Annotated in this window: 27 protein-coding genes and 1 tRNA gene; 2 read left to right on the forward strand and 26 right to left on the reverse strand. The window is 59.1% G+C overall.

From position 1 onward, the window contains the following. Window positions 1–76: 76 nt before the first annotated feature. Window positions 77–1,684 carry an MBL fold metallo-hydrolase RNA specificity domain-containing protein gene (locus tag ACKXF7_RS10210; protein WP_423741215.1) on the forward strand — a complete coding sequence of 536 codons (1,608 nt, stop codon included), beginning with the start codon at window positions 77–79 and terminating at the stop codon, window positions 1,682–1,684. A 179-nt stretch (window positions 1,685–1,863) separates the two neighbouring features. Here the strand turns inward: ACKXF7_RS10210 and ACKXF7_RS10215 are convergent, their stop codons facing one another. From ACKXF7_RS10215 to ACKXF7_RS10260, 10 genes are all read right to left on the reverse strand, one after another. Further along, entirely contained in the window at window positions 1,864–6,117 is a 4,254-nt protein-coding gene (locus ACKXF7_RS10215; RefSeq protein ID WP_374121315.1) for a PolC-type DNA polymerase III, read from the reverse strand. A 109-nt stretch (window positions 6,118–6,226) separates the two neighbouring features. Continuing rightward, entirely contained in the window at window positions 6,227–6,841 is a 615-nt protein-coding gene (fic, locus tag ACKXF7_RS10220; RefSeq protein WP_348583219.1) for a protein adenylyltransferase Fic, read from the reverse strand. A gap of 14 nt (window positions 6,842–6,855) precedes the next feature. After that, window positions 6,856–7,902, reverse strand: coding sequence for a flavodoxin-dependent (E)-4-hydroxy-3-methylbut-2-enyl-diphosphate synthase (ispG, locus tag ACKXF7_RS10225; protein ID WP_423741216.1), 1,047 nt, complete (start codon window positions 7,900–7,902; stop codon window positions 6,856–6,858). Window positions 7,903–7,918: 16 nt separating this feature from the next. Further along, a complete protein-coding gene (locus tag ACKXF7_RS10230) occupies window positions 7,919–9,031 on the reverse strand; it encodes a M50 family metallopeptidase (protein WP_423741217.1) in 1,113 nt (370 codons plus the stop codon). A gap of 156 nt (window positions 9,032–9,187) precedes the next feature. Then, the gene (gene dxr / locus ACKXF7_RS10235; protein ID WP_423741218.1) at window positions 9,188–10,339 is read right to left on the reverse strand and encodes a 1-deoxy-D-xylulose-5-phosphate reductoisomerase; all 1,152 of its coding nucleotides are present in this window, start codon (window positions 10,337–10,339) and stop codon (window positions 9,188–9,190) included. A 15-nt stretch (window positions 10,340–10,354) separates the two neighbouring features. Then, on the reverse strand, window positions 10,355–11,215 hold the full coding sequence (locus tag ACKXF7_RS10240; RefSeq protein ID WP_249236927.1) for a phosphatidate cytidylyltransferase: 861 nt from the start codon (window positions 11,213–11,215) through the stop codon (window positions 10,355–10,357). Between the two features lie 112 nt (window positions 11,216–11,327). Continuing rightward, window positions 11,328–12,041: a polyprenyl diphosphate synthase gene (gene uppS / locus ACKXF7_RS10245; protein WP_423741219.1), complete on the reverse strand. Its 714-nt coding sequence runs from the start codon at window positions 12,039–12,041 to the stop codon at window positions 11,328–11,330. A 111-nt stretch (window positions 12,042–12,152) separates the two neighbouring features. Continuing rightward, complete coding sequence (gene frr, locus ACKXF7_RS10250) at window positions 12,153–12,707, reverse strand: ribosome recycling factor (protein ID WP_423741220.1); 555 nt, start codon at window positions 12,705–12,707, stop codon at window positions 12,153–12,155. An 80-nt stretch (window positions 12,708–12,787) separates the two neighbouring features. Further along, on the reverse strand, window positions 12,788–13,498 hold the full coding sequence (pyrH, locus tag ACKXF7_RS10255) for a UMP kinase (RefSeq protein WP_249236923.1): 711 nt from the start codon (window positions 13,496–13,498) through the stop codon (window positions 12,788–12,790). Window positions 13,499–13,618: 120 nt separating this feature from the next. After that, window positions 13,619–14,314, reverse strand: a complete 696-nt coding sequence (locus ACKXF7_RS10260; protein WP_423741221.1) for a DNA alkylation repair protein — start codon at window positions 14,312–14,314, stop codon at window positions 13,619–13,621. Between the two features lie 145 nt (window positions 14,315–14,459). On the opposite strand from ACKXF7_RS10260, the gene ACKXF7_RS10265 reads away from it, so the two are divergent. Next, a tRNA-Gly gene (locus tag ACKXF7_RS10265) sits at window positions 14,460–14,534 on the forward strand. A gap of 256 nt (window positions 14,535–14,790) precedes the next feature. Here the strand turns inward: ACKXF7_RS10265 and ACKXF7_RS10270 are convergent. From ACKXF7_RS10270 to ACKXF7_RS10345, 16 genes are all read right to left on the reverse strand, one after another. Continuing rightward, on the reverse strand, window positions 14,791–15,171 hold the full coding sequence (locus ACKXF7_RS10270; RefSeq protein ID WP_418266674.1) for a hypothetical protein: 381 nt from the start codon (window positions 15,169–15,171) through the stop codon (window positions 14,791–14,793). Window positions 15,172–15,177: 6 nt separating this feature from the next. Continuing rightward, window positions 15,178–15,603, reverse strand: coding sequence for a phage holin family protein (locus ACKXF7_RS10275; RefSeq protein WP_423741222.1), 426 nt, complete (start codon window positions 15,601–15,603; stop codon window positions 15,178–15,180). Between the two features lie 16 nt (window positions 15,604–15,619). Further along, window positions 15,620–16,033, reverse strand: coding sequence for a YcbK family protein (locus ACKXF7_RS10280; RefSeq protein WP_418266675.1), 414 nt, complete (start codon window positions 16,031–16,033; stop codon window positions 15,620–15,622). A 23-nt stretch (window positions 16,034–16,056) separates the two neighbouring features. Next, the gene (locus ACKXF7_RS10285; RefSeq protein ID WP_423741223.1) at window positions 16,057–16,218 is read right to left on the reverse strand and encodes a hypothetical protein; all 162 of its coding nucleotides are present in this window, start codon (window positions 16,216–16,218) and stop codon (window positions 16,057–16,059) included. A gap of 22 nt (window positions 16,219–16,240) precedes the next feature. Then, entirely contained in the window at window positions 16,241–17,017 is a 777-nt protein-coding gene (locus tag ACKXF7_RS10290) for a hypothetical protein (RefSeq protein ID WP_423741224.1), read from the reverse strand. A gap of 5 nt (window positions 17,018–17,022) precedes the next feature. Further along, window positions 17,023–17,550: a hypothetical protein gene (locus ACKXF7_RS10295; protein WP_423741225.1), complete on the reverse strand. Its 528-nt coding sequence runs from the start codon at window positions 17,548–17,550 to the stop codon at window positions 17,023–17,025. A 10-nt stretch (window positions 17,551–17,560) separates the two neighbouring features. After that, window positions 17,561–18,568: a siphovirus ReqiPepy6 Gp37-like family protein gene (locus tag ACKXF7_RS10300; protein ID WP_423741226.1), complete on the reverse strand. Its 1,008-nt coding sequence runs from the start codon at window positions 18,566–18,568 to the stop codon at window positions 17,561–17,563. Further along, complete coding sequence (locus ACKXF7_RS10305; protein ID WP_423741227.1) at window positions 18,565–19,428, reverse strand: phage distal tail protein; 864 nt, start codon at window positions 19,426–19,428, stop codon at window positions 18,565–18,567. The genes ACKXF7_RS10300 and ACKXF7_RS10305 overlap by 4 nt, the downstream gene beginning before the upstream one ends. Before the next feature lie 12 nt (window positions 19,429–19,440). After that, window positions 19,441–21,774, reverse strand: coding sequence for a phage tail protein (locus ACKXF7_RS10310; RefSeq protein WP_423741228.1), 2,334 nt, complete (start codon window positions 21,772–21,774; stop codon window positions 19,441–19,443). After that, complete coding sequence (locus ACKXF7_RS10315; RefSeq protein WP_423741229.1) at window positions 21,701–22,915, reverse strand: phage tail tape measure protein; 1,215 nt, start codon at window positions 22,913–22,915, stop codon at window positions 21,701–21,703. The genes ACKXF7_RS10310 and ACKXF7_RS10315 overlap by 74 nt, the downstream gene beginning before the upstream one ends. A 185-nt stretch (window positions 22,916–23,100) precedes the next feature. Further along, complete coding sequence (locus ACKXF7_RS10320; RefSeq protein WP_423741230.1) at window positions 23,101–23,712, reverse strand: Gp15 family bacteriophage protein; 612 nt, start codon at window positions 23,710–23,712, stop codon at window positions 23,101–23,103. Then, window positions 23,705–24,301 carry a DUF6673 family protein gene (locus ACKXF7_RS10325; RefSeq protein WP_418266371.1) on the reverse strand — a complete coding sequence of 199 codons (597 nt, stop codon included), beginning with the start codon at window positions 24,299–24,301 and terminating at the stop codon, window positions 23,705–23,707. Before ACKXF7_RS10325 ends, ACKXF7_RS10320 begins: the two co-directional genes overlap by 8 nt. 113 nt (window positions 24,302–24,414) lie before the next feature. Further along, window positions 24,415–24,951 carry a phage tail tube protein gene (locus tag ACKXF7_RS10330; protein WP_423741231.1) on the reverse strand — a complete coding sequence of 179 codons (537 nt, stop codon included), beginning with the start codon at window positions 24,949–24,951 and terminating at the stop codon, window positions 24,415–24,417. Window positions 24,952–24,964: 13 nt separating this feature from the next. Further along, on the reverse strand, window positions 24,965–25,423 hold the full coding sequence (locus ACKXF7_RS10335; protein WP_423741232.1) for a hypothetical protein: 459 nt from the start codon (window positions 25,421–25,423) through the stop codon (window positions 24,965–24,967). Next, window positions 25,420–25,794: a minor capsid protein gene (locus ACKXF7_RS10340; protein WP_418265851.1), complete on the reverse strand. Its 375-nt coding sequence runs from the start codon at window positions 25,792–25,794 to the stop codon at window positions 25,420–25,422. The genes ACKXF7_RS10335 and ACKXF7_RS10340 overlap by 4 nt, the downstream gene beginning before the upstream one ends. Before the next feature lie 4 nt (window positions 25,795–25,798). Next, window positions 25,799–26,200 carry a hypothetical protein gene (locus tag ACKXF7_RS10345; protein WP_418266370.1) on the reverse strand — a complete coding sequence of 134 codons (402 nt, stop codon included), beginning with the start codon at window positions 26,198–26,200 and terminating at the stop codon, window positions 25,799–25,801. Window positions 26,201–26,249: the final 49 nt, after the last annotated feature.

Below are 26,249 nucleotides of genomic sequence, written 5' to 3' on the forward strand. Positions count from 1 at the left end.
ATCATTCGCTGGGAAAACTCCCGGCCCTCAGCCCGGAGAAGTACCGATAAAATGCTGCAAAACCGGAGGTGTTTTTATGAAGATCACGTTTCTGGGCGCGAACCATGAGGTCACCGGCAGCTGTACGCTGATCGAAGCGGCCGGACGGCGCTTTCTGATCGACTGCGGCATGGAGCAGGGCAAGGATGTCTACGAAAATCAGCCCATCCCGGTCGCTCCCGGGGAAATCGACTGGGTGCTGGCTACCCATGCCCATATCGACCATACCGGCATGCTGCCGCTGCTGGTGCGCAACGGCTTCCGGGGCAACATCTATGCTACGAACCCTACAGTGGAGCTGTGCGGCATCATGCTGCGGGACTCGGCCCATATTCAGGAATTTGAAGCCGAATGGAAAAACCGCAAGGGCCAGCGTTCCGGTGCAGAGCCGGTGGAGCCCATGTATACCGTACAGGATGCCGAAGCGGCCATGAAGCTGTTCAGGGGAGTAAACTATGAACAGCGCGTGGAGCTGGCGCCGGGTATTGAGGCGCGCTTTGTGGACGTGGGCCATCTGCTGGGCTCGGCCAGCATTGAGCTGTGGATCACCGAGGGCGAAAATACCACAAAACTGGTGTTCTCCGGCGATATCGGCAATACGGACCAGCCCATCATCAGGGACCCCACCTACATCAAAGAGGCGGACTATGTCTTTATGGAGTCCACCTATGGCGACCGTAGCCACGGTCCAAAGCCGGATTATGTGAACGAGCTGGCAAAGATCCTGCAGCGCACCTTTGACCGCGGCGGCAATGTGGTCGTTCCCAGCTTTGCGGTGGGCCGCACGCAGGAGATGCTCTACTTTATCCGTGAGATCAAGGAAAAAGGGCTGGTCAAAGGCCACGGCAATTTCCCAGTGTACATCGACAGCCCGCTTGCCATTGAAGCAACGCGGATCTTCCGGGATACCGACATGGAGTGCTTTGACGAAGAGACCCGGGCCATGCTGGCAAAAGGCATCGACCCCATTGCGCTTCCGGGCCTGCGGGTGACCGTGACCAGTGATGAATCCCGTATGATCAACGCAGACCGTGTGCCCAAGGTCATCCTCTCGGCCAGCGGCATGTGCGAAGCGGGCCGCATCCGCCATCACCTCAAGCATAACCTGTGGCGTCCGGAGTGCACGATCCTGTTCGTGGGCTATCAGGCGGTGGGCACGCTGGGCCGCACCCTCATTGATGGCGCAGTCAACGTCAAGCTGTTTGGTGAGCCCATTGAGGTACAGGCGGAGATCTGCCAGCTCACCGGAATGTCCGGCCATGCGGACAGGGAGGGCCTGCTGCGCTGGGTGGGTGCCTTTGAGCAGAAGCCGAAGCGGGTCTTTGTGATGCACGGCGACGACGAGACCGAGGACCGCTTTGTGGAGACCCTGACCGAACAGGGCTTTACCGCCTGCGCACCCTACAATGGGGCACAGTGGGCCATTGGTGCCGAGGGTGCTGTCTGTCTGCAGGAGGGCTCCCGGGTGCGCATTGAGCACAAGGCATCCGAAGGGCAGAGCCGTGCCGCCAGCGTGTTCCAGCGGCTGGTCAGTGCCGGCAAGCGCCTGCTGCGTGTCATTGAGCACAACGAGGGCGGTGCCAACAAGGATCTGGCAAAGTTTGCCGACCAGATCAACGCCCTGTGCGACAAGTGGGATCGATAAGGCAAAACAATACAAGAACAATGTTCGCCGTTTCCACAAAGGAACGGCGAATTTTTTGTGCAAACCGGTGTCTGCCCAGCCCGTGAATGTTCTTCCCTGACATAAAAATACCCCCGGAGCGTGCAGAGTTCTGGCTCTGCTCTGCCTGCTCCGGGGGACATATCATTTTGTAGCGTCTTTCAGAAAAAGCTCACCTGACTGCTTTCCGGCAGGTCGCCCAGAGCGCCCACCTGACGCAGGCGGTCCAGAATGCTGCTGCCGACGCCGGACGCCTGTTGCAGCTCCTCCACCGAGATATACTCTTCACCGTGGATGGTGGCACGTTCCAGAGCTTCGGCGGCGGCACCGCCTAGGCCTTTCAGTGCACAGAAGGGCAGGCGCACCTTGCCGTCCTCCACCACATACTTGGAGCCGCGGCTCTTGCCCAGCTCAATGGGCAAAAACTCGTAGCCGCGCACCAGCATCTCGTTGACGAGCTGCAGGCTGACCAGCACATCCTCGTCCTTGGCGTTCTTCTCTTCCTTCAGGCGGCGCTTGACTTCTTCCATGTGGGCACGGGCCACTGCCGCGCCGCCCACCGCGGCCTCGTAGTCGATATCGTCGCCGCGCACGGTAAAGTACACGGCATAGAACTCCGGCGGGCGGTAGATCTTGAACCACATCAGGCGGATGGCCGACATCAGGTAGGCCACAGCGTGGGCCTTGGGGAACATATACTTGATCTTGCGGCAGCTCTCGATGTACCAGTCCGGCACCTCGTGCTCCCGCATGGCTTCCTCCCAGCCATCCTTGAAACCGCCCTTGGCTACCTTGCCCTTACGCACAGCCTCCATGATATCAAAGGCCATCTTGGGTTCCAGACCCTTGCGCAGCAGGTACAGCATGATGCTGTCACGGCAGCCAATGACCTCCGCAATGGTGCAGGTGCCGCTGCGGATCAGCTCGTCCGCGTTGCCGGTCCACACATCGGTGCCGTGGGACAGGCCCGAAATCTGGATCAGTTCGGAAAAGTTCTTGGGGCGTGCCTCCACCAGCATACCGCGCACGAAGTTGGTACCCATTTCCGGGATGCCGAAGGTGCCGGTCTGGCTGTCGATCTGTTCCGGGGTCACGCCCAGCGCTTCCGGGCTGGTCAGCAGGCTGTACACCTTGGGGTCGTTCATGGGGATGCTGTCGATGGGGATACCGGTGTACTCCTCAAAATACTTGTAGAAGGTGGGCATATCGTGGCCCAGCTCGTCCAGCTTGAGCAGGGTGTCGTGCAGATACTTGAACTCGAAGTGGGTGGTCAACAGGCCGCCTGCCACGTCGTCCGCCGGGTGCTGGATGGGGCAGAAATCGTAGATCTCGTAGGTGTCCGGCACAACGACCATGCCGCCGGGGTGCTGGCCCGTGGTGCGCTTGACGCCGGTGCAGCCCAGAGTCAGGCGGTTCTCCTCGGCGTGGTTCACCGTGCGGCCGCGCTCATCCAGATACTTTTTCACATAGCCGTAGGCGGTCTTGTCCTGAATACCGGATACGGTGCCTGCCTTGAACACATTGGCCTTGCCGAACAGCTCCTCGGTGTAGCGGTGCACGTTGGACTGGTACTCGCCGGAAAAGTTCAGGTCGATATCCGGCTCCTTGTCGCCGTAGAAGCCGAGAAAGGTCTCGAAGGGGATGTCGTGGCCGTCCACCAGCATCCGGGTGCCGCAGTGGGGGCAGTTTTTATCCGGCAGGTCAAAGCCGTCATCCACGCTGCCATCGGTGATGAACTCGCTGTGCTTGCACTTGGGGCAGCGATAGTGGGGCGGCAGGCTGTTCACCTCCGAGATGCCGGAGAAGTGGGCCACGGCCGATGAGCCGACCGAACCACGGCTGCCCACCTGATAGCCGCCCGCGTTGGAGTAGGCCACCAGCTTGACCGCAATGACGTACAGCACGGCGTAGCCATGGCCGCAGATGGAGTCCAGCTCCTTCTGCAGCCGCTTCTCCACAATCTCGGGCAGGGGATCGCCGTAATCACGCTTGGCGTGTTCCCACGTAGCATCGCGCAGCTGCTGCTCTGCGCCCTCGATACTGGGCGGGTAGGTGCCGCGCGGGATGGCACGAACATTGTTGTCAATCATCGCCGCGATCTTGCGGGGGTTCTTCACCACCACCTCGTAGGCTTTTTCCTTGGGCAGGTAGTAGAACTGTGCCAGCATATCCTGCGTGGTGCGGAAGAACAGGGGCGGCTGGTTGTCCGCATCCTTGAAGCCGTTGCCCGCCTGCAGCACGGCACGGTACGCCGCATCCTCCGGCTCAGTAAAGTGCACGTCGCCAGTGGCAATGACCGGCTTGTGCAGATCTTCGCCCAGCTTGATGACCGTGCGGTTGAAGTTTTTGATGTCCTCTTCGCTGTCTACCTTGCCGTCCCGCACCATGTAGGCGTTGTTGCCCAGCGGCTGGATCTCAAGGATGTCGTAGTAGGCGGCGATCTTTTTCAGTTCCTCGTAGCTGGTGCCATCCACGATGGCCCGGTACAGCTCGCCGGCTTCGCAGGCGGAAGTGAGCAGCAGGCCGTCCCGATATTTGTTCAAAAGGCTCCGGGGCACCCGGGGCTTTTTGAAAAAGTAGTTTACATGGGCTTCGCTGACGATCTTGTACAGATTTTTCAGGCCCATCTGGTTCTTGACCAGAATGATGAGGTGGTAATACTTCTTTTTCAGCACCTCGCGGTTGCCGCCAAGGCCGGTGTTGATCTCACTGACCTTTGCTACCTGCTTTTCTTCCAGATCCTTCAGCATGACACCAAAGATACGGCCCAGCGCGGCAGAGTCCTCACAGGCACGGTGGGCCTCGTAGGCAGGCAGCTCCAGATGTTTGTTGATGGTGCCCTGCTTGTAATTGTGCAGGCCGGGATACATGGCCTGCGCCATGGTCAGGGTGTCGATATAGGTCGGCTCCAGCCTGATGCCGCTGCGCTTGGCGGCGGCGCGCAGGAAACGCATATCAAAGGCGTGGACGTTGTGGCCCACAAGGATGCGGTCTCCCGCAAATTTGAGGAAGGCTTCCAGCGCTTCCTTTTCACCGGGAGCATCCGCCACCATTTCGTTGGTGATGCCGGTCAACTCGGTGATCTTGGGGGTGATGGGCTTGCCGGGCTTGACAAAGGTGTCAAATTCCTCCACCACCTCGCCGTTTTTCACGATGACGGCACCGATCTCGGTCATATACTCTACGCCCGGGTCAAGGCCGGTGGTCTCGGTATCAAAGACGCAGAACTCCCCGTCCAGCGGCTGATCCTTCACACCGTACACGCAGGGAATCATGTCGTCCACAAAGTAGGCTTCGCATCCATAGATCAACTTGAAATCCGGATCGGATTTATGGATATCGTCCGCTGCCAGCATGGCTTCCGGATAGCCCTGACACACACCGTGGTCGGTGATGGCAATGGCCGGATGCCCCATGCGGTGGGCCAGCTTGACGATGCCGCCGGGGTCGCAGAAGCCGTCCATGCTGGAAAGCTTGGTGTGCAGATGCAGCTCCACCCGCTTGACCGGTGCGGTATCCTCCCGCTTTTTACGCTCCACGATGAGCACATCGTAGGGGTAGACGATATAATCGTGTTCGTACTTGTCGTAGGAGCAGTCGCCGCGCACGATGAGGGTGGTGCCCTTGCCAAGGCTCTCCCACTTGGAGCAATCCTCACCTTCCTGCGCACGGATCTTCAGGTTGATGGAGCCCTGATAGTCGGTGATGGACACGGTGTAGATCTTGCGGTAGTTGCCTTTGACCTCCGAGAAGAACACATCGCCCCAGATGACGCACTTGCCGCCCTCACCGCCCAGATCCTTCAGCGGGGTGAGGTTCTTGGGGGTGAACATTTTGCCATGGAAAATGGTGACAGGCTTATCGGTCAGATCCAGACCATCCACCTTGATGGACGGTGCGGTGTTCTTTTTCTCGAACTTGACCACCGGCGGCGCGATCTTGCGCTCCAGCTTTTCCTCCAGCTGATGCTGCTCCGCCTCACTCACGGTGCTCTGCAGTGTTACCTGCGGCGTTACCCCGGTGTGCGCTGCAATGCGCTCGGCAAGCAGCTTTTCAAAGTGCATCTCCTGCAAAAATTTTGTGCCATGGCACACGCCGATGGTGATTTTCTGGCCAACGATCTGGATGGTGCACCGGTCCAGAAAGCCGTTGATGGGCACGCCGTCCCGCTTCATTTCGTCCATCAGGCCGCGCAGAGCGGTTTCATCCAGCATGGCATAGCCAAACAGGTTCTGGATACGCAGCTCAAAGCCTTCATAGTCCGGCTGCAGGGATGCCAGCAGCCGGGCACAGAGATCTTTGTCCAGCGGCGCACCGCTGCGCAGGGTAAAGATGACCTGCCGCTCCTGCCGCAGCATCTGCGCATGCTCCACAATGACCTGCCCGAAGCAGGCCGCAAATGCCGGGTCCACCATGAACTGCGGCCACAGGTTGGATACGAGTGGTGTCACAAATGGTACTCCTTTTTATACAGCACAAACTGCCGCACCCGTTTTTTGCAGGTGTGGCAGCAAAAATGTGGTTTTATTTCTTTGCAAGTTCCTCTGTTCTGAAAATCTGGTAGCCTTCATAATGATAGCTTGCATCAATACCCTTCATATACACCTGACGGTCATTGATCTGTTCCGTCAGTGCTTTATGCAGCAGTACCTTGATTTCCAGATCTTTCACCGGACTGCGCTCCATGGCCATCAGATAGTCGCTTTTATCCACGCGGCTCCAATCCACCACCTGATGCAGTTCTTTTTTCAGGATGCAGTCCAGCCAGATGCGGGTACTGCGGCCATTGCCTTCCCGGAAAGGGTGCGCCACGTTCATTTCCACATATTTTTCAATAATTTCATCAAATGTGGACTGTGGCATCCGGTCAATGCTTTCCAGTGCCGGGCGCAGATACATAACCGGTGCAAAGCGGAAATTTCCCTTTGCGATGTTTACGGTGCGCATCTGACCGGCAAATTCATAGATATCTTCAAACAGATATTTATGGATCATTGCAAGGCCTGCAAATGTTCCTACCGGAAAAGTATCCAGCAAACCCGTATCATACAGCGCCAGCGCCTTTTGTTTGCTGATCCTTTCCTCTTCACGGGCAAGCTCCAGTTCATCGGTCAGGCCCAGTTTATTTTGCAGTGCCATAGCATTCTCCCACTTTACAGTTTATAGATCTCATCCATGAACTGATCCAGAATGTTGTCTCCGGTCAGCTTTTTGATGGGTTTGCCGTGGATGAACAGCACCGCCTCGCCCTTGCCGCCGGCAATGCCGATGTCTGCTTCGCGGGCTTCACCGGGGCCGTTGACCACGCAGCCCATCACGGCCACCTTGATGGATTTTTTGCAGCCCTGCAGCCGCTTTTCCACCTCGTTGGCGATCTGGGTGCAGGGATACTGGGTGCGGCCGCAGGTGGGGCAGGTGATGACCTCCGGGCCCGCCACTGGGAAGCCTACGGCACGCAGGATGTTGTAGCCGGCTTCTACTTCCTTTTCCGGCTCTGCCGCCAGCGAGACACGGATGGTATCGCCGATGCCTTCCAGCAGCATCCCGCCGATGCCCATACCGCTCTTGAGCAGACCCATCTGATAGGTGCCCGCCTCGGTAACACCCACATGGAGCGGGTAATCTGTAACTGCACTGAGCTGGCGGTAGGCCTCCATCATGCGGGGCACATTGGAGTTCTTGATGGAAATGACGATGTTGCTGAAATCAAATTTTTCCAGCAGGCGCACATGGTACAGTGCGCTCTCCACCATGGCTTCCGGGGTGGGGGCACCATATTTGGCAAGGATATGCTTTTCCAGACTGCCGCCGTTCACGCCGATGCGGATGGGGATGTTCTTCTGCTGGCAGGCATCCACCACCGCCTTCACCCGGTCGTCGTCGCCAATGTTGCCGGGATTGATGCGGATCTTGTCCACACCCACATCCGCGCAGGCCAGAGCCGCCTTGTAGTCAAAGTGGATGTCTGCCACGATGGGGATGTTCACCGCATTCTTGACGGCTTCGATGCACTTTGCATCTGCCGGGCTGGGGCAGGTCACCCGCAGGATCTGGCAGCCGGCAGCTTCGCACCGTTTTGCCTGAGCCACATTGCCCTCAATATCCTCCACCGGCACATTGAGCATCGTCTGCACCGCAACAGGATTCTTGCCGCCGATGGTCACATTGCCGATCTTTACTTCCCGCTTTAATTGCCGCATAGGGTTCCCCTTTCTTTTACATTGCACCGGTCAAAAGCCGGATGATATCATTGTAGGTTGCAAAGAGCATCAGACCGAACAGCAGTGCAAAGGCTGCAAGTGTCAGCCAGCTCTGCAGCTTTTCCGGCACCGCATGGCCCGTGACGCCCTCAATGACCAAAAATACGACCTTGCCGCCGTCCAGCGCAGGGAAGGGCAGCAGATTGAACACGCCCAGATTGATGGTGATAAGCGCCAGCAGCTCCAGCAGGTCCTGCCAGCCGTAGCTTGCCGCCTGCCCGATGGCGGTCACGATCCCCACCGGGCCGGAGAGGTTGTTGATGCTTTCCCGTCCGCGCACAAGATCTGTCAGGGAGGTGAACGCGATGTGCCCATAGTACAGGGTGCTGTTCCACGCTTCGCTCAGCACATGGAGCGGTGTTTTCGGGATGCCGTATACCGTAAAGCCGAGACTCATATGAGTCTGGCCGTCCTCGTCCTGCCAGGTGTCGAACTGCACGTCCGGCAGCTCCACCTTCTGGCCATCCCGCTTCACGGTGAACCGGGCGCGGTACTGTTCGGTGCGCACCAGCTCATAAAGGATGTCATTGGCCACAAAGCAGCGTCTGCCGTTCACGGCAACGATCTCATCGCCCGCCTGCAGGCCGGTCTGACCGCAGAGGGCGCTGCCCTCAATGGAGTAGATGACCCTGCTGGTGATGGGGCCTTCCTGCGCTGCCACAAGAATGACCAGCACCACAAAGCCCAGCACAAAATTCATGAAGGCACCTGCCGCCATCACCAAGGCACGCTGCCATACCGGGGCATCGTTCAAAGGGATGCCGGTGCGCTGCTCCGGCGGGATGGGGCTTGCGGTCTCTGCTTCCCGCTCGTCACGGGCTGCTTCGGCCTGCTGGCTTTCGGGGCTTTCCTCGCCCTCCAGCGCCACATAGCCGCCTACCGGCAATGCACGCAGGCTGTACTGAGTGCCCTTATAGATCTTCTTCCACAGAGCCGGACCCATGCCGATGGAAAACTCGTTGACCTGAATGCCGCAGAGCTTTGCCACCGCAAAGTGCCCGAATTCGTGTATGGCAATCACCGCGCTGAACACGATCAGTGCGGCGATCAGGGTAATGAAAATTGACATTGCGTCTCCTAAAGCTGAAAAGTCGGAAACCCTCTCAGTCAGGGCTGCCGCCCTGCCAGCTCCCCCGAAGGGGGAGCTTTTGCACATCTGGCCTTACGCTTTTTGAAAGCTCTCCCTTCGGGAGAGCTGCCGAACGCAGTGAGGCTGAGAGGGTTTTTATAAGTGCGCTCTTACAAATTCCCGTGCCATGCGGTCACACTCGTACACATCGCTGAGGGTATAGTCCCCGCCAAAGCTGTCGCTGTCCACGACTGCCTCCACCAGACGGCCAATGTCGAGGAAACCGATCTTGTCCTCAAGGAAGAGCTTGACAGCTTCCTCGTTGGCACCGTTGGCGGCGCAGGGGCCAAGGCCGCCCTTCCGGATGGCCTTTTTGCAGGCGGCAAGACACCGGAAGGTCTCGTCGTCCGCCACATCAAAGGTGAGCACCTTCAGCGCGGCAAAGTCCAGCTCCGGCACGACGCCCGGCACCCGCTTGGGGTAGGTGAGGGCGTACTGGATGGGAATGCGCATATCCGGCACGCCCAGCTGTGCGATCACCGAGTTGTCGCTGAACTGCACCGCCGAGTGCACGATGCTCTGGCGCTGGACAACGATCTGGATCTTTTCCGGCGGCAGGCCGAACAGCCACACGGCCTCGATCAGCTCCAGACCCTTGTTCATCAGGGTGGCAGAGTCAATGGTGATCTTTGCCCCCATGTTCCAGTTGGGGTGCTTGAGGGCGTCAGCTCTGGTCTTGCCGCGCAGCTCCTCGGTCTTCATTCCGAAGAAGGGCCCGCCGGAAGCCGTGAGCAGGATCTTGGTCAGGCTGGGCGCGCTCTCCTTATCTTGCAGGCACTGGAAAATGGCAGAGTGCTCGCTGTCCACCGGCAGCAGCTTTACACCATGCTTTGCCACAGCCTGTGTGACCAGATGGCCGCCGGTGACAAGGCTCTCCTTGTTGGCAAGCGCCAGATCATGGCCGCTTTCAATGGCGCACAGGCTGGCACCCAGACCCGCAATGCCCACCACGCTGTTCAGCACCACATCGGTGCCGTCCAGTGCGGCCAGCTGCTTGAGCCCCTCCGGCCCTATCAGCAGCCGGGGCGCATCTGCACGACCGGAAAGCTCCGCATCCAGCCTGCGGGCTGCATCCGGATCGGTCATGCAGACATAACGCGGATGGAACTCCTCGATCTGCTGCAGAATTTTATCCACATGGCTGTGGGCGGAAAGGCCGAACACCTCGTACCCCTGAGCCCGGATCACATCCAGACTCTGGGTGCCGATAGAGCCGGTAGAACCCAGCAGCGTGATCCTTTTCGACATCACACATTCCCTCCCTTAATAGTAGAACACCGCCGTAATGACCATGGTCACAAAGGGCGCAATGAACATCACACTGTCAAAACGATCCAGAATGCCGCCGTGGCCCGGGAAGATGGTGCCGTAATCCTTGATACCGCACTGGCGCTTGACCACACTGGCAAACAGGTCGCCATAAATGCCCAGCACCGCGGCCACGCAGCCCAGCAGCGCAATGATCACATACATGGAAACGCCAATGTTGGAGCGGGTGAAGGCTTCCATCCGGTTTGCTGCCACCGAGTACACCAACGTGATGATCACACCAAACACCATGGTGCCCAGAACGCCGCCAATGGCACCTTCCACGGTCTTTTTGGGGCTGACCACCGGGCAGAGCTTGTGCTTGCCAAAGGCACGGCCTGCAAAGTAGGCACAGGTATCGCCGCCCCAGGCAAAGCAGAGGATGAGCAGGATAAAGAACACCGCATCGTAGCCGTACTGCTCCACCGGCAGCAACTCCTTGAGCCGGATAAAGGAATAGAAGCAGAAGATCACGATGCCGGAGAACATCAGCAGGCCGCTGGCCTTCTGATAGCTGATGGTGCCGTTGCGCACCACCAGATAGATGGCGTAAAACGTGACCAGCAGAAAGGACATCGGCATCACCAGCCGCCGCATGACCTGATAGTTGCTCGTCATGACCAGCAGTGTATACGGCACCAGAACCGCATACATCAGCCAGTCCTTCTTTTCAAAGCCGAGGGCACTGTAGATCTCGTGGATGGCGATCAGCGTAATGGCCGCGATGACCAGATTAAAGATCAGGGTGTTGAAGGTGAACATCACGCCGATCAGTACGATGATGCCCACGATCGCAGTAATAACACGTGTTTTCATAGGTTGGATCTCCTTTTCACCGGTCGGGTGCCGCACCCCTCTGGATTAAGTTTGGCTCCGGCAAAGCCGCCGGGCCGTCCGGTCCCTGCACCGCGTGCAGGAGGTCTTGGGTTTACAGTCCGCCAAACCGGCGGGAACGATGGTTAAATTCCTCAATGGCGGCGTCCAGATCGCTGCGGGTGAAATCTGGCCACAGAACGTCCATTTCCACCAGCTCGGAATAGGCTGCCTGCCACAGCATGAAATTGGAGAGCCGCTTCTCTCCGCTGGGGCGCAGGATAAAGTCCGGGTCCTTCTGGCCTTCGGTATACATTGCGTCGCTGAGCATCTGCTCGGTGATCTCTTCCGGATGGATCTCACCGGCCGCTGCCTTTGCAGCCAGACGCTGCGCAGCGCGCACGATCTCCGGGCGGCCGCCGTAGTTGATGGCGATGTTCAGAGTCATGCCGGTCTTGACCGAGGAATCCGCTTCCAGCTGATCCATCAGCGCCTGCAGTTTCGGGTCCAGCACAGTGCGGTCACCCATGAATTTGATGCGGATGTTGCGGTTCTTATAGTCAAAGCCTTTCAGCAGATATTCGCCGAACAGCCGCATAATGGCGTTGACTTCTTCCAGCGGGCGCTTCCAGTTCTCGGTGGAAAACGCATAGAAGTACACCGACGAAACGCCCAGTTCGTCACAGTAGTCGGCAATATCGCTGAAGACCTCTGCGCCTTTTTTGTGGCCCGCAGTACGGGGCAGACCCCGGTTTTTTGCCCAGCGGCCATTGCCATCCATAATGATGCCGATGGAAAGCCCCTCGGCAAACTCTTTCGGATGCTCCATTCCTTCCTCCCGGCGGTCAGACCGCCTCCAACAAAAGTGCCGCGCACCACAGAAGCATAACTCCTCACCAGCGCACGGCACCTTGCGTTCTTTTTGACTTTATGCAGCCGATCAGACGGACATGATCTCCTTCTGCTTCTCTTCCACTGCGGCATCAATGTTCTTGATATACTTGTCGGTCAGCTTCTGGACATCCTCTTCCATGGTCTTCTGGCTGTCCTCGGTCAGCTCGCCGGCCTTCTTCATTGCCTTGGCCTTGTCCATTGCCTCGCGGCGGATGTTGCGCACGGCGACCTTTGCATCCTCACCCAGCTTGGAGACCTCCTTGGCCAGCTGCTTGCGGCGCTCCTCGGTGGGAGCAGGGAAGTTCAGCCGGATGGTGGAGCCGTCATCGATGGGGGTGATGCCCACATCGCTTGCCATGATGGCCTTGCTGATGGGGCGCAGCAGGGTGCGGTCCCAGGGAGTGATGGTCAGGGTGCGTGCCTCGGCAACAGCCACAGATGCCACCTGCTGGATGGGCGTGGGGGCACCGTAGTAGTCCACGCTGACCTTATCCAGCACAGCGGGGTTTGCGCGGCCTGCGCGCACAGCGCCCAGTTCGCGGCTGAGATGCTCGACCGAGCTCTTCATCTTTTCTTCGTAAACCTTGGTGTTGCTGCTCATTGTGGTAGTCTCCTGTTCCTTTTTATCTCAGGGCGGTGCGCAGAGCACTGCCCCTATAATGTATGTCTGCTGCGGGCTTCTCAGCCCTCGTAAACCAGCGTGCCCACATTCTCGCCCTGCACGGCACGGGCAATGTTGTCCGGGTCGGCCAAATCAAACACGAGGATGGGCAGCTTATTGTCGCGGCACAGGGTCGCTGCAGTGCCGTCCATGACAGCCAGCTGATCCTCCAGCACCTTGGTAAAGGTAAGGGTATCGTACTTTTTTGCATCCGGGTACTTGTGGGGGTCCTTATCGTAGACGCCATCCACCATGGTAGCCTTGAACATTACATCCGCGCTCACTTCCACAGCGCGCAGAGCGGTAGCCGTGTCGGTAGAGAAGAACGGGTTGCCGGTGCCGCCGCCGAACACGGCGATCTTGCCCTCGTCCATGGCGCGCAGGGCCTCCTTGCGCGTAAAGGGCTGTGCCACCTGCGGCATCGTGATGGAGGTGAACACCTCGGTGGGGACACCCAGCTGCTCCAGCTTGTCGGAGACAGCCAGTGCATTCATCACCGTTGCCAGCATGCCGATCTTATCGGCCAGAGTGCGCTCCATTTTGCCGCTGGAACGGCCGCGCCAGAAGTTGCCGCCGCCAACCACGATGCCGATCTGCACGCCCAGCTCGTGTGCTTTCTTCACGCCGCCGCAGATCGCGTCCATGGTGGGTTCGTCAAAACCCATGCCCTTTTCGCCGCCCAGTGCTTCGCCGCTGATCTTCAGAAGGATACGCTGATATTTCAATGCCATAATCCAAACACCACCTGTTTATATTCCGTCGGGTCTATGCCCGGCATTGTTATTCAAGTATATTTTACAATAAAACCTGAATAAAGTAAACAGGAAATCTGCGCGGAAATCCGGAAGCTTTTATGAACGGCTGCGCAGACCGCGCAGCAGCTGCTTCATTCCGGGCGGAATGCGGCGGCTTTCCACCGCTTTCTGGATGGCTTTGTTGTGGGTCCACAGATCCAGCCGCTTTTCTGTGAGCCACGGCAGCGCGGCATCCGGCTGCTTTGCCAGAGCCGTGGCAAAATACCATGCCCGCATCATATTGATATAGTATTCCGTGCTGCGCACATCGGCCACCCATTCCAGATATTCCGGCCGGAATGCATCATCCAGATAATAGCGCATCAGCATCTCCATGCCATAGCGCACGGTGTATGTCTCACCCGAATCCAGCCAGCGGCGAATGGGCACCAGCAGCTCCTTCTTGTGCTTTGCAAACGCTTTGGGACAGAAGCAGTCGCAGGTGGCCCAGTTGTTGATGTAGGGCAGGAACGCCTCCGTTTCAGCCAGAGCCCTGTCGTAGTCCCGGATGAGCTCGATCAGGAACGCGTGGAGGTTGTTCTCTTCGTAGTATCCATGCGGCAGGGCCTGTAAAAACACCTCTGCCTGCGCTGTGCCCGTGAGCTGTTTTGCCAGCCTGCGCAGAGCCGGAACGCGCACGCCGATCACCGTTTCCGGCGGCACGGTGGGCATCAACGCACTGTGAAAGGTGCGGTATGCTTCATCCCGCAGGGTAAACAGCTGCGCACGAATGATCTCTGCTTCCGGCTCCATCCTCTCTCCCTCCGTTCTTTTCTATTGTAGCAGAGCCGTATGGAAAAGCAAGGCCGTTCCGGCATTCTTTTCCGGTGCTTTAAGGAACATACAAAAATTGGGCTGGACATTTGCGCCGGAACATGCTATAATATCGTTCGTAAATGCGGGCATCGTACATCGGCTAGTATATCAGCCTTCCAAGCTGAGGAGGTGGGTTCGATTCCCATTGCCCGCTCCACCATTTTTAGACGCTGGTTCGTAAAGAATCAGCGTCTTTTGTTATACTCTGACCCAGTTTTTGACCCAGTTTTATATTTTGAGGTTCCGAAAGCGCTTCTGAAATACGCAAAGAAAAAAGGCTTCCTCTGGCCGTTTCTGGTCAAAGGAAGCCTTTCTCATGCTATGGATTCAGGAAAGTTTTTGTTGCAGCCATTTTCGTGAGGTCCCGAAAATGGTCAATGTTTTCGTGGGGTCACGCAAACATCACATATAGGTCACATATAGGTCTTCTGGCTGCGCACCTGCGCTTCGATCATAGGCTTCAGGTAGCTGTCGAGGTCGCCAAAGGTCTCCTTGATGAACTTGATGGTCTCCTGCGTCAGGGCTTTCTTCGCAGCGGCCAGTGCGCGGCTGTAGGCGATGCGCTGGGCAGCCTCGTCGAACTTGTCCTGTTCCTTCAGGGCATCAACGTAGGTCTGGTTGACATACTGGACAGCGTTGAACACCGCGTTGGCGGCATTCTGGAGACAGGTCTGCGCAAACTTGTTGTTGATGTAGCCGTTTGCAATGCTGACACCTTTGTTCAGGCCCCAGCCGAAAATGACGGTCATTGCGGGGATGCAGGCAGTGAGTGCGACTTTCAGGAATTCATTCATAAGAGCTTATCCTTTCTGCTCGGTTTCCGAGCGCTGCTTTAAAATGTCCACAGCCTTGGTGATCGCTGCCGGGATCGGCAGTCCCATCAAGCCCGCGTTTTCAATGATGGAAATGGTCTCGTTACAGATAAAGCCGATCACAACGGCATCCCGCACAAAGGTGGAACCCATCACGGCATCCAGTCTGCAGGCTACCAGCACGATCAGCAGTGTTTCGCCCTTGCGGCACAGGCCCTTCCAGCCTGCGCGGCTTTCCAGCGTGCCGCTTTTGGTCTTGGGGCTTGCATGGAACACTCCTGCCACGATCAGCCCGGTGATGTAGTCGATGTCCATAAAGATGATGAGCGTCTGCAGCGCTGCGTCCCACCCGCCAAACAGGCTGGCAAACGCAGCGCCCAACGCACCCACCGCCATGCAGAAATAATCTTTCAAAAAGTCACCCCCCCCCTCACAGCGTCCACCGGCTCTTGTTCGGGCGGGTGTCCACGTGCACCCAGCCCTTTGCACGGCCTGCCTTGACCGGGTAGCGGCCCACGCCGCCCCAGCCGGGCATCAGGCTCTCGGCGTAGGCGGCAACGGCCAGTGGGTCGGTGTCCTGCACCTGAATGTCAGCGGCCCGGCCCAGCAGGTGTTGGCTGGATCTGGAGCCGCCCACCCTCGTGTTGTGACTGGCGGTGCGGTAGCCGCTGGTGATGGTCACAGGCTTGCCGAAGTGCTCCCGGATGCACTGCAGCAGCACCACAAGGCCCTCGTCAATGAGGATGGTGTCGGTGCCGTCGCGGCAGCGGAACTCCCGCACGCGAAATGCGGGGGAGAGCTGCTTTGCGCCGTCCTTCTTCAGGCTGTACTGTTTGATCGCCATATGTATCACGTCCTTTCACGGGGTCAGGCACTGGTCTTTTTGTTCAGCATTTCGGTCAGTTCTGCGTACTGTTCATCGGTCAGCTTGGCGGCGGCGTAGAAAATATCGATCTTCTTTGCCAGACCATCGGTACGGCCGCGCTTGATCAGGCGTTTGCAAGTGTTACAAAGTGTTATAGTGTCCATAGTGTTCCTTCCTTCCTTTCTGTTAGGTGGTTTCAGTTGTTTCATCATCGGTCACGCCCAGCTCCAAAAGAGTCAGACGGTAGTCCTGGTCCACCGCCAAAGCATCGGCATCGGCCTGTGCAGACTGCAACTCGGTCATGTGCGCATTCCATTCGCTCGGAGTCATGTACTTGTAGCAGTTGACTTTAAAAGATTCGCTGTGGCTTGAGACTAACTTGGTTACTATCGTACCGTCGGTCTTAAATGACAGGCCATTCTTATACGCATAGGATTGCCCCCGATTGATAGGAATCTCCCGTGCGTCTGCTACAGTATTTGCTGAAAAAGTAATAAAATCAGTGCCGTCAGGCACGGGATCAGACGTACGATCCCCCCACTGCGAGATATCAACGACAATTGAACCAATCAAGCACGGGAATGCGGCAGAAACCTCGTACCGGAAACCGAGAACGTTTGACATTGCAAAATAGTACCCGCTGGTGATAGTCACAGTCAGCGTGCCATCTGCCCCAAATTTAATCTTGTCGGTTTTGCCATCATATGTAGCATACGCACTGCCTCCGCGCGCTACAACAGCGCATGTGTTGTCTATGGTGGTGCAGTCAGAGTTTGTAAGAACGACATAATCAACATCATCCGGGATAGTCATGCTTTTTGCAACTCTCTGGCAATATACCTGCCTCGACGTTAGCGAGCCGATATTGTTTAGCTGCTCCTGCAGCTTTGCGTGCTCTGCATCGGCCTCTGCTTTGGTGTAAAAGCTCCTGCTGTCCACCTCGGCCTGCAGGCTGTCCAGCATGGCCTTTACCTGCGCCTGCAGCTGTGCGGTGGGGATCCCGTCACGCCGTCCCGCATGACGCCGCAGACGGTCTCGTCCGCGCGGGTGTCGGTGATGTCGGCGGCTGTGACAGAAGTGCTGCCTGCGGGGCGTCTGATCTCTGCAAGGCAGAGGTCGTAGACCAGCTCGGTGCGGGAGATGGCCGGGGCCGCAGGGGCAGCGGAGTCCGGTGTGCCGTCCAGCACCTGCAGGCGGGTCTTTTTGGCGGCGGCATCGTAGCGCAGCACGATGCGGTCAATGCGGCTGCGCACAGGGTCCGCTTCGGTGAGCACCACGGTGGTGGGCTGCTCCATGATGATGCTGCGGCCCTTGAACCGCGCCGGGCGCACCCATGCCTGACCGGCGCTCACCTGCACGCTCAGGCCGCCCTGTGCCGTGACGGAGAAATCCTCCTCGGCGCTGTATACGCCGCTCAGGCGGGTGGAGAGGAAGCCCGAAGCGTCGTCGGCATCGTAGGTAATGCCGTTTTCGGGGTAAGTAATGATATCGGCCATAAAGTCCTCCTTAGGTCTTGTGCCATGTGGGCGTGCCCAGCCGGATGGTGCGGGTGGTGCCGCTGTCCTCGCTCTGGGTGATGATGTCGGCTACCCTCACCATGGCGGTGTAGCCCAGCTGAGGCAGGCTGGCACTCAGCACATCGCCCACCTGCAGGGTGTCGTCGTCCACGTCAAACTCGATGCTGCCGGTGCGCAGCTGGCTCAGCAGCTTTTCGCCGCCCCGGTCGGCCAGCTTTTCCAGATAGCTCTGGCTGGTGCTGGTCTCGCCGTCCTCCGGCTGCACGTCCCGGGCGTCAATGTACATCTCCCGCCGGTCGGAGCCGGTGGCGTTTACATCGCCCACCCAGACAGTGGCCCGCTCGTCACCTTCGCCAGCGCCCTGCACAAGGGCTACGTTGGCGTAGTCGGTGTCGGCGAAGCTCCACCCGGGGCTGCGCAGGTTGCCCCACTGGGGGCTGTATCTGCGGTTCGGGTCGAAGGTGGGCCGGAAGCACTCGAAGAGCAGCTTCTTTTCAGCCCCCTTGCCGTCCAGAATGACCCGAAAACCGAGGTCGCACGCCTGCCCGATGGTCTGGCAGTAGTCGAACACCGTGCCGCCGGAGGTCTGCTTGGCAAAGACCGTGTCAAAGCCGTACTCGGTGCCCAGCTCAAGGCGGGGCCACGGCTTTGCGGCGCTCACAAGGCTGCGCATGGCGGCTTCCGCGTTCTGGTTCTTGATGCTCACCGCAGACACCCGCTTGGTCAGCAGCCACGTTGCCGGGTAGCCGGACACCACAAGGTTTGCGTCCTCGTTCTGGTTGGCGCGGGCGCAGATGCGCATGGGGATGCGGGGGCTTTCGTCGCTGCGCACCAGCCAGCGGCCCTCCCGCAGAAGTCGCAAATTTTCTTCGGTGGGCCGCACCTCAAGGGTAAAACTGCCCTCGGAGTAATAGGGGCTGTCCCAGTAGAGGGACACCCACACATCTACCCAGCCCACGCGGGCAAGAGTGTCTGCGTCAAAAACGTCAAGTCTCATAGCGGTTCGGGAAGAATGCCCGCCTCCATCGGGTAAAAGCTGACGGATGCCTGCAGGTAGCCGGAGCCGTTCTCCGCCTGCATGGAGAGCACGTTATCGCCGGGCTGCAGCTCGGTGAGGGTGCTGTCCTCGTCCAGCTTTGCAAAGATGTTCTCGGTCACGCCTGCCCGGGTCAGGGTGCAGGCCAGCCGGTCGGAGGTGCTGCGGTAGATCTCCAGCGTCTCATCCGGCTGCAGGGTCAGGTCAAAGCCGATGAAGGCCCCGGTCTGCAGGTCCACCACCTTGGGGTGGGTCACCGGCATGTCGCACCGCAGGGTGGCCGTGAAGGGCACCGGCAGGCTGCCCTCGTTGCGCAGCACCGCCGCCGTGCCGTCCCGCTTGATGCCGTAGATGTGGCTGTCGTAGCAGACGGGGAAACGGAACGCTTTCTCATACCCGCCCAGCACGCTGCTGACGGCATTGAGGTCGTACCAGAAGGGCTTTTCGCTGTAGAGCATGAGCGAACAGCGCGGCTGCGGCGTGTAGCTGGAAAAGTATGGCGTTTTCTGCAGCACAAAGCGGGTGAAGTAGTGGTTTCCAAAGTACAGGGTGCCCTTGGTGAAGTATGGCATTTTTTTGCTGAACGCCCGGGCATTGTCCAGCGCATACGCGCCCCAGAACGCCACATCGAGGGTGCGGGACACGCCGGAGACGCTCTGCCCCTCCACGGTGTCGCCCACCTGATTGACACCCTGCGCGGTTTTCAAGTCCACGTCGATGCCATTGAGCGGGTCAAGAAAGTAAGGTGTATCGTAGTCCCAGCCCAGATGCAGGACGGCACCGGCGTCGGTGACTATTTCGAGGTGATCCTTAAAAAGCACAGTGTCCTCCTTTCATCGTTTGCGGGCCTTGGCCTTGTCGGCTTCCCAGCGGGCTTCCCGCTGCTGCGCGGCGGCGGTGTCGTGGCCGTTGTAAAAGTTCTGGATGATTTTGGTGTCGCCCTCCCGGTGGTAGCTGTTTGCGGCGGACACCACCTGTGCGGTGCCGGACGCGGCCACGGTGGAGCCGAGGCGCATGTTGTCGGAAAGCACCAGCGCTCCCGCCTGCCGGATCATGTCGGCAAGGGCGGCGTTCGTTTTCTTCAACGCCAAGGTGTTGGCGTTGATGGCGTCCTCAAGGCTGCCGGTGCCGGTGGTGATGTCCACGCTGCCCATGCTGCCGGAGCCGGAGGACCCGCCGGAAGAGCCGCCGCGCCCGGACGAGCCTTTCTTGCTGAAAGACACGCCGAGGGCAGCCACGATGCCTGCGATCGCGGCCACCAGCGCCACGCCCGCAATAATCATAGCGGGTCCGGTGGGGATGCCGAAGCCGGTCAGCACCGCGCCGATGGTTTCCAGCATCCCGGTAAAGGCCGAGCTGATGGCCACGATCACGCTGCCCGCGCCCATGAGGATCTCGGGCATACAGGAGAGAAAGCCGCCGCTCAGGCCCTTGCTGATGGCGAGAGCCACCGCCTGCAGCGGGTCTTTCAGGCCGTTGAAAATGTTCAGCAGGGTGGAGCCGAGGCCCTGCGCCTGCTGCCAGACCTCAGAGAAGCCGCCGGTCAGGCCGTTCACGATCTGCCCGCCAAGGTCAATGGCTCCCTGCACCAGCTTGTCCCGGGCACCGCCCAGCGCCTTATTGAGCTTATTCACGATGCCGAGGGCGAAGGACTGCACCTGCTGCTTCTGGTCGGCGGTCAGGCCGCTGTAGATGGTGCTTGCGACCCACTTGCCGACGGAGAGCCAGTCCTGATTCTTGACGGCGGTGTACAGGTCATCGAAGGTACCCAGCACGCCGGTGTTGGCGCTGTCCTGCAGCTCCTTCCACAGGCCGTCAAAGGTGTCTGCGCTGGACTTTTTGATCTGCTCTGCCACCTGCACGGTGCCGTCTGCGGCAAGGGTCTTGACCCGCTCCACCGTCACGAGGGCACCGTCCACCACGTCGTCGTAGGTCTCGGTGATGACCTGCTTCTGGGTCTCGGTGCCGTCGGTCAGGGTCTCGGTGACGGTCTGGGTGGTGGTCTTGACCCCGTCTGCCAGTGTATCGAAGGTGGAAGTGACCGTCTTGGCGGTCTCCCGCACCGTCTCCATGGTCTGCTTGACCGTGCGGGTGCCGTCCGCCGCCACCTCGGTGATGGTCTTGATGTCCTTCAGCACACCGCCCACCATCTGCCGGGAAGTCTCGGTGATGACCTGCTTTTGCTGGGTCTTGCCGTTGGAGAGCGTTTCGGTGATGTTTTCGGTGGTGCGGGTGATCTTGCCGTCGATTTCGGTCGTGGTGTCCGAGATGGACTTAACCACTTCGGCGGTGGATTTTTTGGCGCTTTTCGATGCTTTTTTGCCGGACTTGTCGATGGCAGCAGCGGCGTTGTTTGCCGACTGAGTAATCGATGCTGCCGTCTCCTTACCGGCCTTTTTGGCTTCTTCCTGACGTTCGGTCCAGCTCTTATTGCTGATGCCTTTCCCGGCCAGCGCGTCGGCGTGCCGCTGGTCGCGGTTCATTGCCCCGGCGCTCGTCGAGCCGGAAGAGGTAGAGCCAGAGGTGCTCTGGGTGATGCCGTTGACGGCGGCATTGCTGGCCGTGCCCACCAGATTTGCAATCAGGCCGCTGACCCACGAGGTCAGCCGGTTCCACATCGACGCGATGCCGTTGATGATGCCCTGAACGATGTTCTCTCCGATATGGCCCCACTCGTCCATGCTGCCGTCCCAGACGCCCACCAGCTTTGCCACGCAGGCGAGGGCGGCTTCGGCCAGATTTTCAATGCTGTAGAGGATACCGTCCACAAGGGTGGTCAGCATAGCCGCGCCGCACTCGAGGATCTTCGGCAGGTTGGAAATCAGCGCGGCGGCAAACTTGGCAATCGCCGCGCCTGCGGACTCGATCAGTGCAGGGAGATTGTCGGTGATACCAATGATGAGGCTCTCGATGATCTGCAGGCCGGCGGTCATCATCTCGTCTGTGTGGTCACCGAGGTAGCCGATAAATCCGGCGATGATCTCGGCGGCGCTGGCGATCAGGTCCGGGATGTTGTCAACAAGGCCCTGTGCCAGCGCGCCCAGCACTTCAGCAGCCGTGTCCAGCATGGCCGGTGTAGCTTCCACGATGTCCTCAGCCAGCTGGGTGATGATCTCCACGCCGGTGTTCATCAGGCCGGGCAGCTGCTCGGTAATGCCTGCCGCCAATGGAGAGAATCTGGCCTGCAGCCTGAAGCATGGCTTCGGGTCCGCCATCAGACAGGGCGGTGGTCAGCTGGGTGAGGCAGTCTGTGCCCCACTGAGTGGCATCGCTCAGAGAGGATTCCAGCGAGTCATACAGGGTGATGCCGAAGTTCTGGGCAGCCGTCTGCATGGTCTCCACCTTGTGCTGAAAGGTGTCGGTCATGGTCTCGTAGGCGGTCTCGGTAGCGCCTGCGCTGTTCTGCATCTGGCTGAGCACATCGTTGAAATGTTCAGCGCCGCCGGATGCCAGCGACAATGCACCGGTGCCTGCTTCCACACTCGACCACAGACCTGCAAAGGCAGTGCTGCTGCCGCCGACGCTCTGATACAAAATCTGCAGAACATCGCCTAGGCTCTTGCCCTCAGCATTCAGCTGAGCAAAGCTTTTGCCGGTCTGTTTCTGCAAAATTTTGCCGACAGTAGAACCGGCATCGCCAAGTTCGTTGAGCATGGACTTGGTGTAGGTGGTGGCTTCTGCCGTGGCAATACCATTTGCGGTCATGACGGCCAGACCACTGGACAGATTTTCGACGGTCACGCCATACGCTGCAGCCAGAGGAATGACCTTGCCCATGCTGGACGAAAGCTCATCCACGCTGGTTTTGCCCAGATTCTGGGTGGTCAGCAGCACATCCGATACATGGATGGCCTGATCTGCACTCAGTCCATAGGCATTCAGCGCGGTGGTCAGGATATCGACTGCCGAACTGCTGGAAGTGAAGCCAGCAGCAGCCAGCTTGGAAGCCTGTCCGGCAAAAGCTACGGCGTTTGCCGTATCCTGTCCGGCACTGATGGCCTGATAGGCTGCTTCGGCAATGTCTGCAGCGGCAACGCCCATGCTGCCGGATGTATCAAGGATCTGCTTGTTCAGATCGCCCACGGAGACCTTGCTCGTGTCGGCGATGGTGCCGACCTTGGCAAGGGCTGTCTCGAACGATGAACCAATATCGACCGAGGAAGTCACCAGCTCGGCCATTTTGCTGCTGGCCGATTTTACAAAGTCAGCGATCAGATTACCAGCAGCCACCGTCATGCTGGAAATGCCATTGGTAAAACCGCTGGTATCCAGTTTGGTGTTGCCGGTAACGTCAAAATCAAATGCCACTGTGTCCACCTCTCTCCATTCCAAAAGAGCGCGGGCACAAGGGCACAGGCTGTTATAACTTGATCTCTACCTCCCGCTTACAGGCGGGATTTTTGCATTTTACCCACAGGCCATGGGCGGATGCGGCATTTTCTGCCCACACCGGCAGCGCCCGCCCGCAGTATGGGCAGGGCACCGGGGCGCGGCTAGTGCCGGAACCGCGCAAGGAACGCAGCATCATGCTCTTCGACGGACACGACACGGGCGGCACCCCCTCTCAACTCAGCAGGCAGGGCAAAGCGCTCCTGCAAGTCGGCATAGTGGGCACGCATACTGCCCTCGTACTCGGACAGGTCCATGGTGCGCCAGCTCATGATCTTGGCCATGAGGGTCTCCTCCGGCAGGGCCGCGAACAGCGCCCGGAACCGGAACCAGTGCACCCGCTCCCGGGTCAGGTCGATGCCGTAGGCCTGCTGGAACGCCGCCACGATGTAACCGGCATCACACTGGTAGTCGAAGGCAAGACCGGAAGAGGGCGCGGTACTGCTTTCAGCTGCGGCGCTTTCGGCTGCTTTTTCGCCCGCCTTATAAAACTCGATCATGTACCCGTAGGCGTCGATGATCTTCTGAGGGTCGTTCAGAAAACAGTGTGGGTCTTTGTAAAAACGCCAGAGGGCGCTGACCGCAAAACCGATGGGATCATCTCCTGTCTGGCCGCGCACGTAGGTGTTGACCAGCCAGACCATGGGCCGGAAATCCGGGATGATCTCGTGTCCGTGCCACCGGGTGGGCAACTCGTCCAGCAGCAGGTCAGACATGGCGCTCGGATGCCAGCTGCAGAGCGTACTCTGCCAGCTGCTGCATGGCATCGGGGTCGTCCCGCAGGGCATTCACAGCCTGCCGGGCATCGATCAGCTGGTCGGTCTTGCGGCGGGTCTCGGCTTCCGTGTCCGGCCAGAAAGTGTTGGTCTGGGTGATAGGCTGCTGCGCCGGGCGGCTTGCCACCTGCGGGTGGAAACCCTCGCTGCGGGACACGGGTTTCTGCTTGCGCTGCTGCTGCTTTGCCGCTGCGCGCCGCTGCTCGCGGTTCATGGGCATTGCAGCCGCCTGCTTTACGGTGGCCTGTTCTGCGGCGATGGCTTCCTTGATGGCGTTCGTCACACGGACACAGGCACCAAAGTTGTTTCCGTCAAGACCCAGACGTTCAGATGCACCCTCGCCCAGCAGCTCGTCGAAGTAGCCCATCATAAGGCGGCACTGGCCGCGCAGGATGTCGGCGGTGCCCGTATGCGAGCGCTTGCTCTCGCGGTCAGAAGCCGCCTGCATGTGCTGCTGTGCCGCGTCCATACGGTCGAGGTCGTTGGCGTTCAGCGCCGAAAATTCAAATTCCTGTCCACAAATAACCATGTTCTGGCTCCTTTCTTGGGCCGTGCCCCGGTTCTGCCCCGGAGGAATAAGCTTTGTTCACGGCATAAAAAATCCCCGTTCCGGTGTGGAGCGGGGACTGTGTTTGAAAAAAATCAGCCCTTGACGGCCTTGGCAGGCTCAGCGGACTGGGTGGCGGGGTTGTAGTCAAACTCCTCCGGCGTGCCGATGACCTTCACGTCGCAGGCAAAGGTGGCCTTGGAACCGGCTGCACCGCCCACGTCGCTGGTGACGATGATGGAAGCGCTGCCCTTCTCGCCCTTGCCGGTGCGAAGGCTGAAATAGATGTACGGCCTGATGATATCGCTGCCGGTACCGTACACGATCTTGTGGCTCAGCACAAAATTCTGAAAAGCATCGCCCGTGTAGCGGACGCCGTTGACGGCAAGGGTGCGCTGGGTGCCGGTCTTTTCGGTAACGTTGCCGGTGCGGATGTACTGGGAATCCTCGGTGGTGGCGTTCAGGGAGCCGGAATGCTCCTTCACATGTTCGGCGCAGACGATCCACTGGCTTTCCTTGGTCTGGGTGCTCTCGATCTGGAAGGCGAGGATGAAGTCGTCCGCCGTCTCAATGCCGGTATACGACGCGCTGGGCGTGATGCCGGACTTGGTAATGGCTTCAGATACAGTCATATCAAAACTCCTTTCATTTTGGCATGTAGTAGGTCAGGCGCATTTGCAGCTGCATCTTACAGCTGCCCGCGCTGTTTGTGACGATGTAGCCGCTGTTTGTCACGGCAATGCCGGTAGGGGTCTTGCCCCCGCCGCAGGCCGAGAGGTCAGGCAGGTCGTGCCGGGCGTCCTGCCGCATGACCCACTCGGTGAGCTGCTCAAAAAAGCCGCTGTTCTGGATGCTGACGGCGTCCACCTCGCTGTACTCCCGGCGGCTGAGGAAGAGGTAATTCTTCGACATTTCCCAGCCGGAGATGTACTCGGTGATGATGGGATCACCGGGGCTGTCCTCGATGGAAAATGCGGTGGATTCTTCTTCCAGTCCGGCAATGCGGAAGGCTGCACCGGTGGCTTCCTGTTCTTCGGCGATCAGCGGGCAGGTCTTGAGCCATGCCCGCAGGGCGGCAATGGTGGGCTTTACGGTTTCGCTCATTTGTTCCCTCCCAGAAACTGCTTTGCGGCATCATGGGCGAACTTTTCCAGCTCGTCCTTGTGGTCGGCAATGGCCCGCTGGCCCCAATAGGAGCCGCGCAGGCCGTTCTCACCATGCAGACCCTTGCCCTGTTCATGCAGATAATACTGCCTGCGGGCATAGGGCGTATTGTACACCAGCAGACCTTCCTTGAAGTCGGATGCCTGATTCACGCTGTTCTTCAGCGTGCCGGTGTCAAAGGGCACATAGGGGTCTACCGTTGCCGCCACTTTCTGTGAAAAGGCAAACTGCAGCTTTGCGAACCGTGCATCCATGTCGGCCTGAAAGCCGGGCCGGAACGTGATCTTGAAATCAAAAACCGGTGCGCTCATGCGATCAGCTCCCTTCCACATGCCAGTGGGGCAGCAGCGGCTCCCGGTCGTCCGAGACAGCCGCCGCTGTGCAGCACAGGTGCGTTTTTTCAAGCCGGGCATACTCTTCGGCGGTCAAGGCAGGCACCGCGCCCTGCACCAGCTTCCAGCCGCGTTTCAGGGTCCAGTGCTTGGTCTTTTCCGCCGCAGACAGCGCCGCCCACTGGGCATAGGGCAGGTAGCCCGCCGTACACACGCTGGCCGGGATGCGGATGTGGGTGGTGCGCTCCGGGTCTTTGGCGGTGCCGGAGCCGGAGGTGGAGCGGCATTCCCGCCAGCAGCACCCGGGGAACACCCAGCACACCGGCCTGTCTGTCTCGGTGGTCACATCGTGGATGAGGTTCACCACAGTAACGGCTGTCTGCATCACAAAATCCCCCTGTACAGCAGGTCGTGCGGGTCATTGCCCAGCGCGG

Origin of the sequence: Faecalibacterium sp. 7 (genome assembly GCF_049562865.1) — a bacterium.
GTDB lineage: Bacteria > Bacillota > Clostridia > Oscillospirales > Ruminococcaceae > Faecalibacterium > Faecalibacterium wellingii.

Excerpts from the sequence above, each read along its gene's own strand:
- ACKXF7_RS10210 (WP_423741215.1), top strand. The coding sequence starts at position 77 with ATGAAGATCACGTTTCTGGGCGCGAACCATGAGGTCACCGGCAGCTGT.
- ACKXF7_RS10215 (WP_374121315.1), bottom strand. The coding sequence starts at position 6,117 with ATGGTGGACCCGGCATTTGCGGCCTGCTTCGGGCAGGTCATTGTGGAG.
- fic (WP_348583219.1), bottom strand. The coding sequence starts at position 6,841 with ATGGCACTGCAAAATAAACTGGGCCTGACCGATGAACTGGAGCTTGCC.
- ispG (WP_423741216.1), bottom strand. The coding sequence starts at position 7,902 with ATGCGGCAATTAAAGCGGGAAGTAAAGATCGGCAATGTGACCATCGGC.
- ACKXF7_RS10230 (WP_423741217.1), bottom strand. The coding sequence starts at position 9,031 with ATGTCAATTTTCATTACCCTGATCGCCGCACTGATCGTGTTCAGCGCG.
- dxr (WP_423741218.1), bottom strand. The coding sequence starts at position 10,339 with ATGTCGAAAAGGATCACGCTGCTGGGTTCTACCGGCTCTATCGGCACC.
- ACKXF7_RS10240 (WP_249236927.1), bottom strand. The coding sequence starts at position 11,215 with ATGAAAACACGTGTTATTACTGCGATCGTGGGCATCATCGTACTGATC.
- uppS (WP_423741219.1), bottom strand. The coding sequence starts at position 12,041 with ATGGAGCATCCGAAAGAGTTTGCCGAGGGGCTTTCCATCGGCATCATT.
- frr (WP_423741220.1), bottom strand. The coding sequence starts at position 12,707 with ATGAGCAGCAACACCAAGGTTTACGAAGAAAAGATGAAGAGCTCGGTC.
- pyrH (WP_249236923.1), bottom strand. The coding sequence starts at position 13,498 with ATGGCATTGAAATATCAGCGTATCCTTCTGAAGATCAGCGGCGAAGCA.
- ACKXF7_RS10260 (WP_423741221.1), bottom strand. The coding sequence starts at position 14,314 with ATGGAGCCGGAAGCAGAGATCATTCGTGCGCAGCTGTTTACCCTGCGG.
- ACKXF7_RS10270 (WP_418266674.1), bottom strand. The coding sequence starts at position 15,171 with ATGAATGAATTCCTGAAAGTCGCACTCACTGCCTGCATCCCCGCAATG.
- ACKXF7_RS10280 (WP_418266675.1), bottom strand. The coding sequence starts at position 16,033 with ATGGCGATCAAACAGTACAGCCTGAAGAAGGACGGCGCAAAGCAGCTC.
- ACKXF7_RS10285 (WP_423741223.1), bottom strand. The coding sequence starts at position 16,218 with ATGGACACTATAACACTTTGTAACACTTGCAAACGCCTGATCAAGCGC.
- ACKXF7_RS10290 (WP_423741224.1), bottom strand. The coding sequence starts at position 17,017 with ATGCTGGACAGCCTGCAGGCCGAGGTGGACAGCAGGAGCTTTTACACC.
- ACKXF7_RS10295 (WP_423741225.1), bottom strand. The coding sequence starts at position 17,550 with ATGGCCGATATCATTACTTACCCCGAAAACGGCATTACCTACGATGCC.
- ACKXF7_RS10300 (WP_423741226.1), bottom strand. The coding sequence starts at position 18,568 with ATGAGACTTGACGTTTTTGACGCAGACACTCTTGCCCGCGTGGGCTGG.
- ACKXF7_RS10320 (WP_423741230.1), bottom strand. The coding sequence starts at position 23,712 with ATGTCTGACCTGCTGCTGGACGAGTTGCCCACCCGGTGGCACGGACAC.
- ACKXF7_RS10325 (WP_418266371.1), bottom strand. The coding sequence starts at position 24,301 with ATGGTTATTTGTGGACAGGAATTTGAATTTTCGGCGCTGAACGCCAAC.
- ACKXF7_RS10330 (WP_423741231.1), bottom strand. The coding sequence starts at position 24,951 with ATGACTGTATCTGAAGCCATTACCAAGTCCGGCATCACGCCCAGCGCG.
- ACKXF7_RS10335 (WP_423741232.1), bottom strand. The coding sequence starts at position 25,423 with ATGAGCGAAACCGTAAAGCCCACCATTGCCGCCCTGCGGGCATGGCTC.
- ACKXF7_RS10340 (WP_418265851.1), bottom strand. The coding sequence starts at position 25,794 with ATGAGCGCACCGGTTTTTGATTTCAAGATCACGTTCCGGCCCGGCTTT.
- ACKXF7_RS10345 (WP_418266370.1), bottom strand. The coding sequence starts at position 26,200 with ATGCAGACAGCCGTTACTGTGGTGAACCTCATCCACGATGTGACCACC.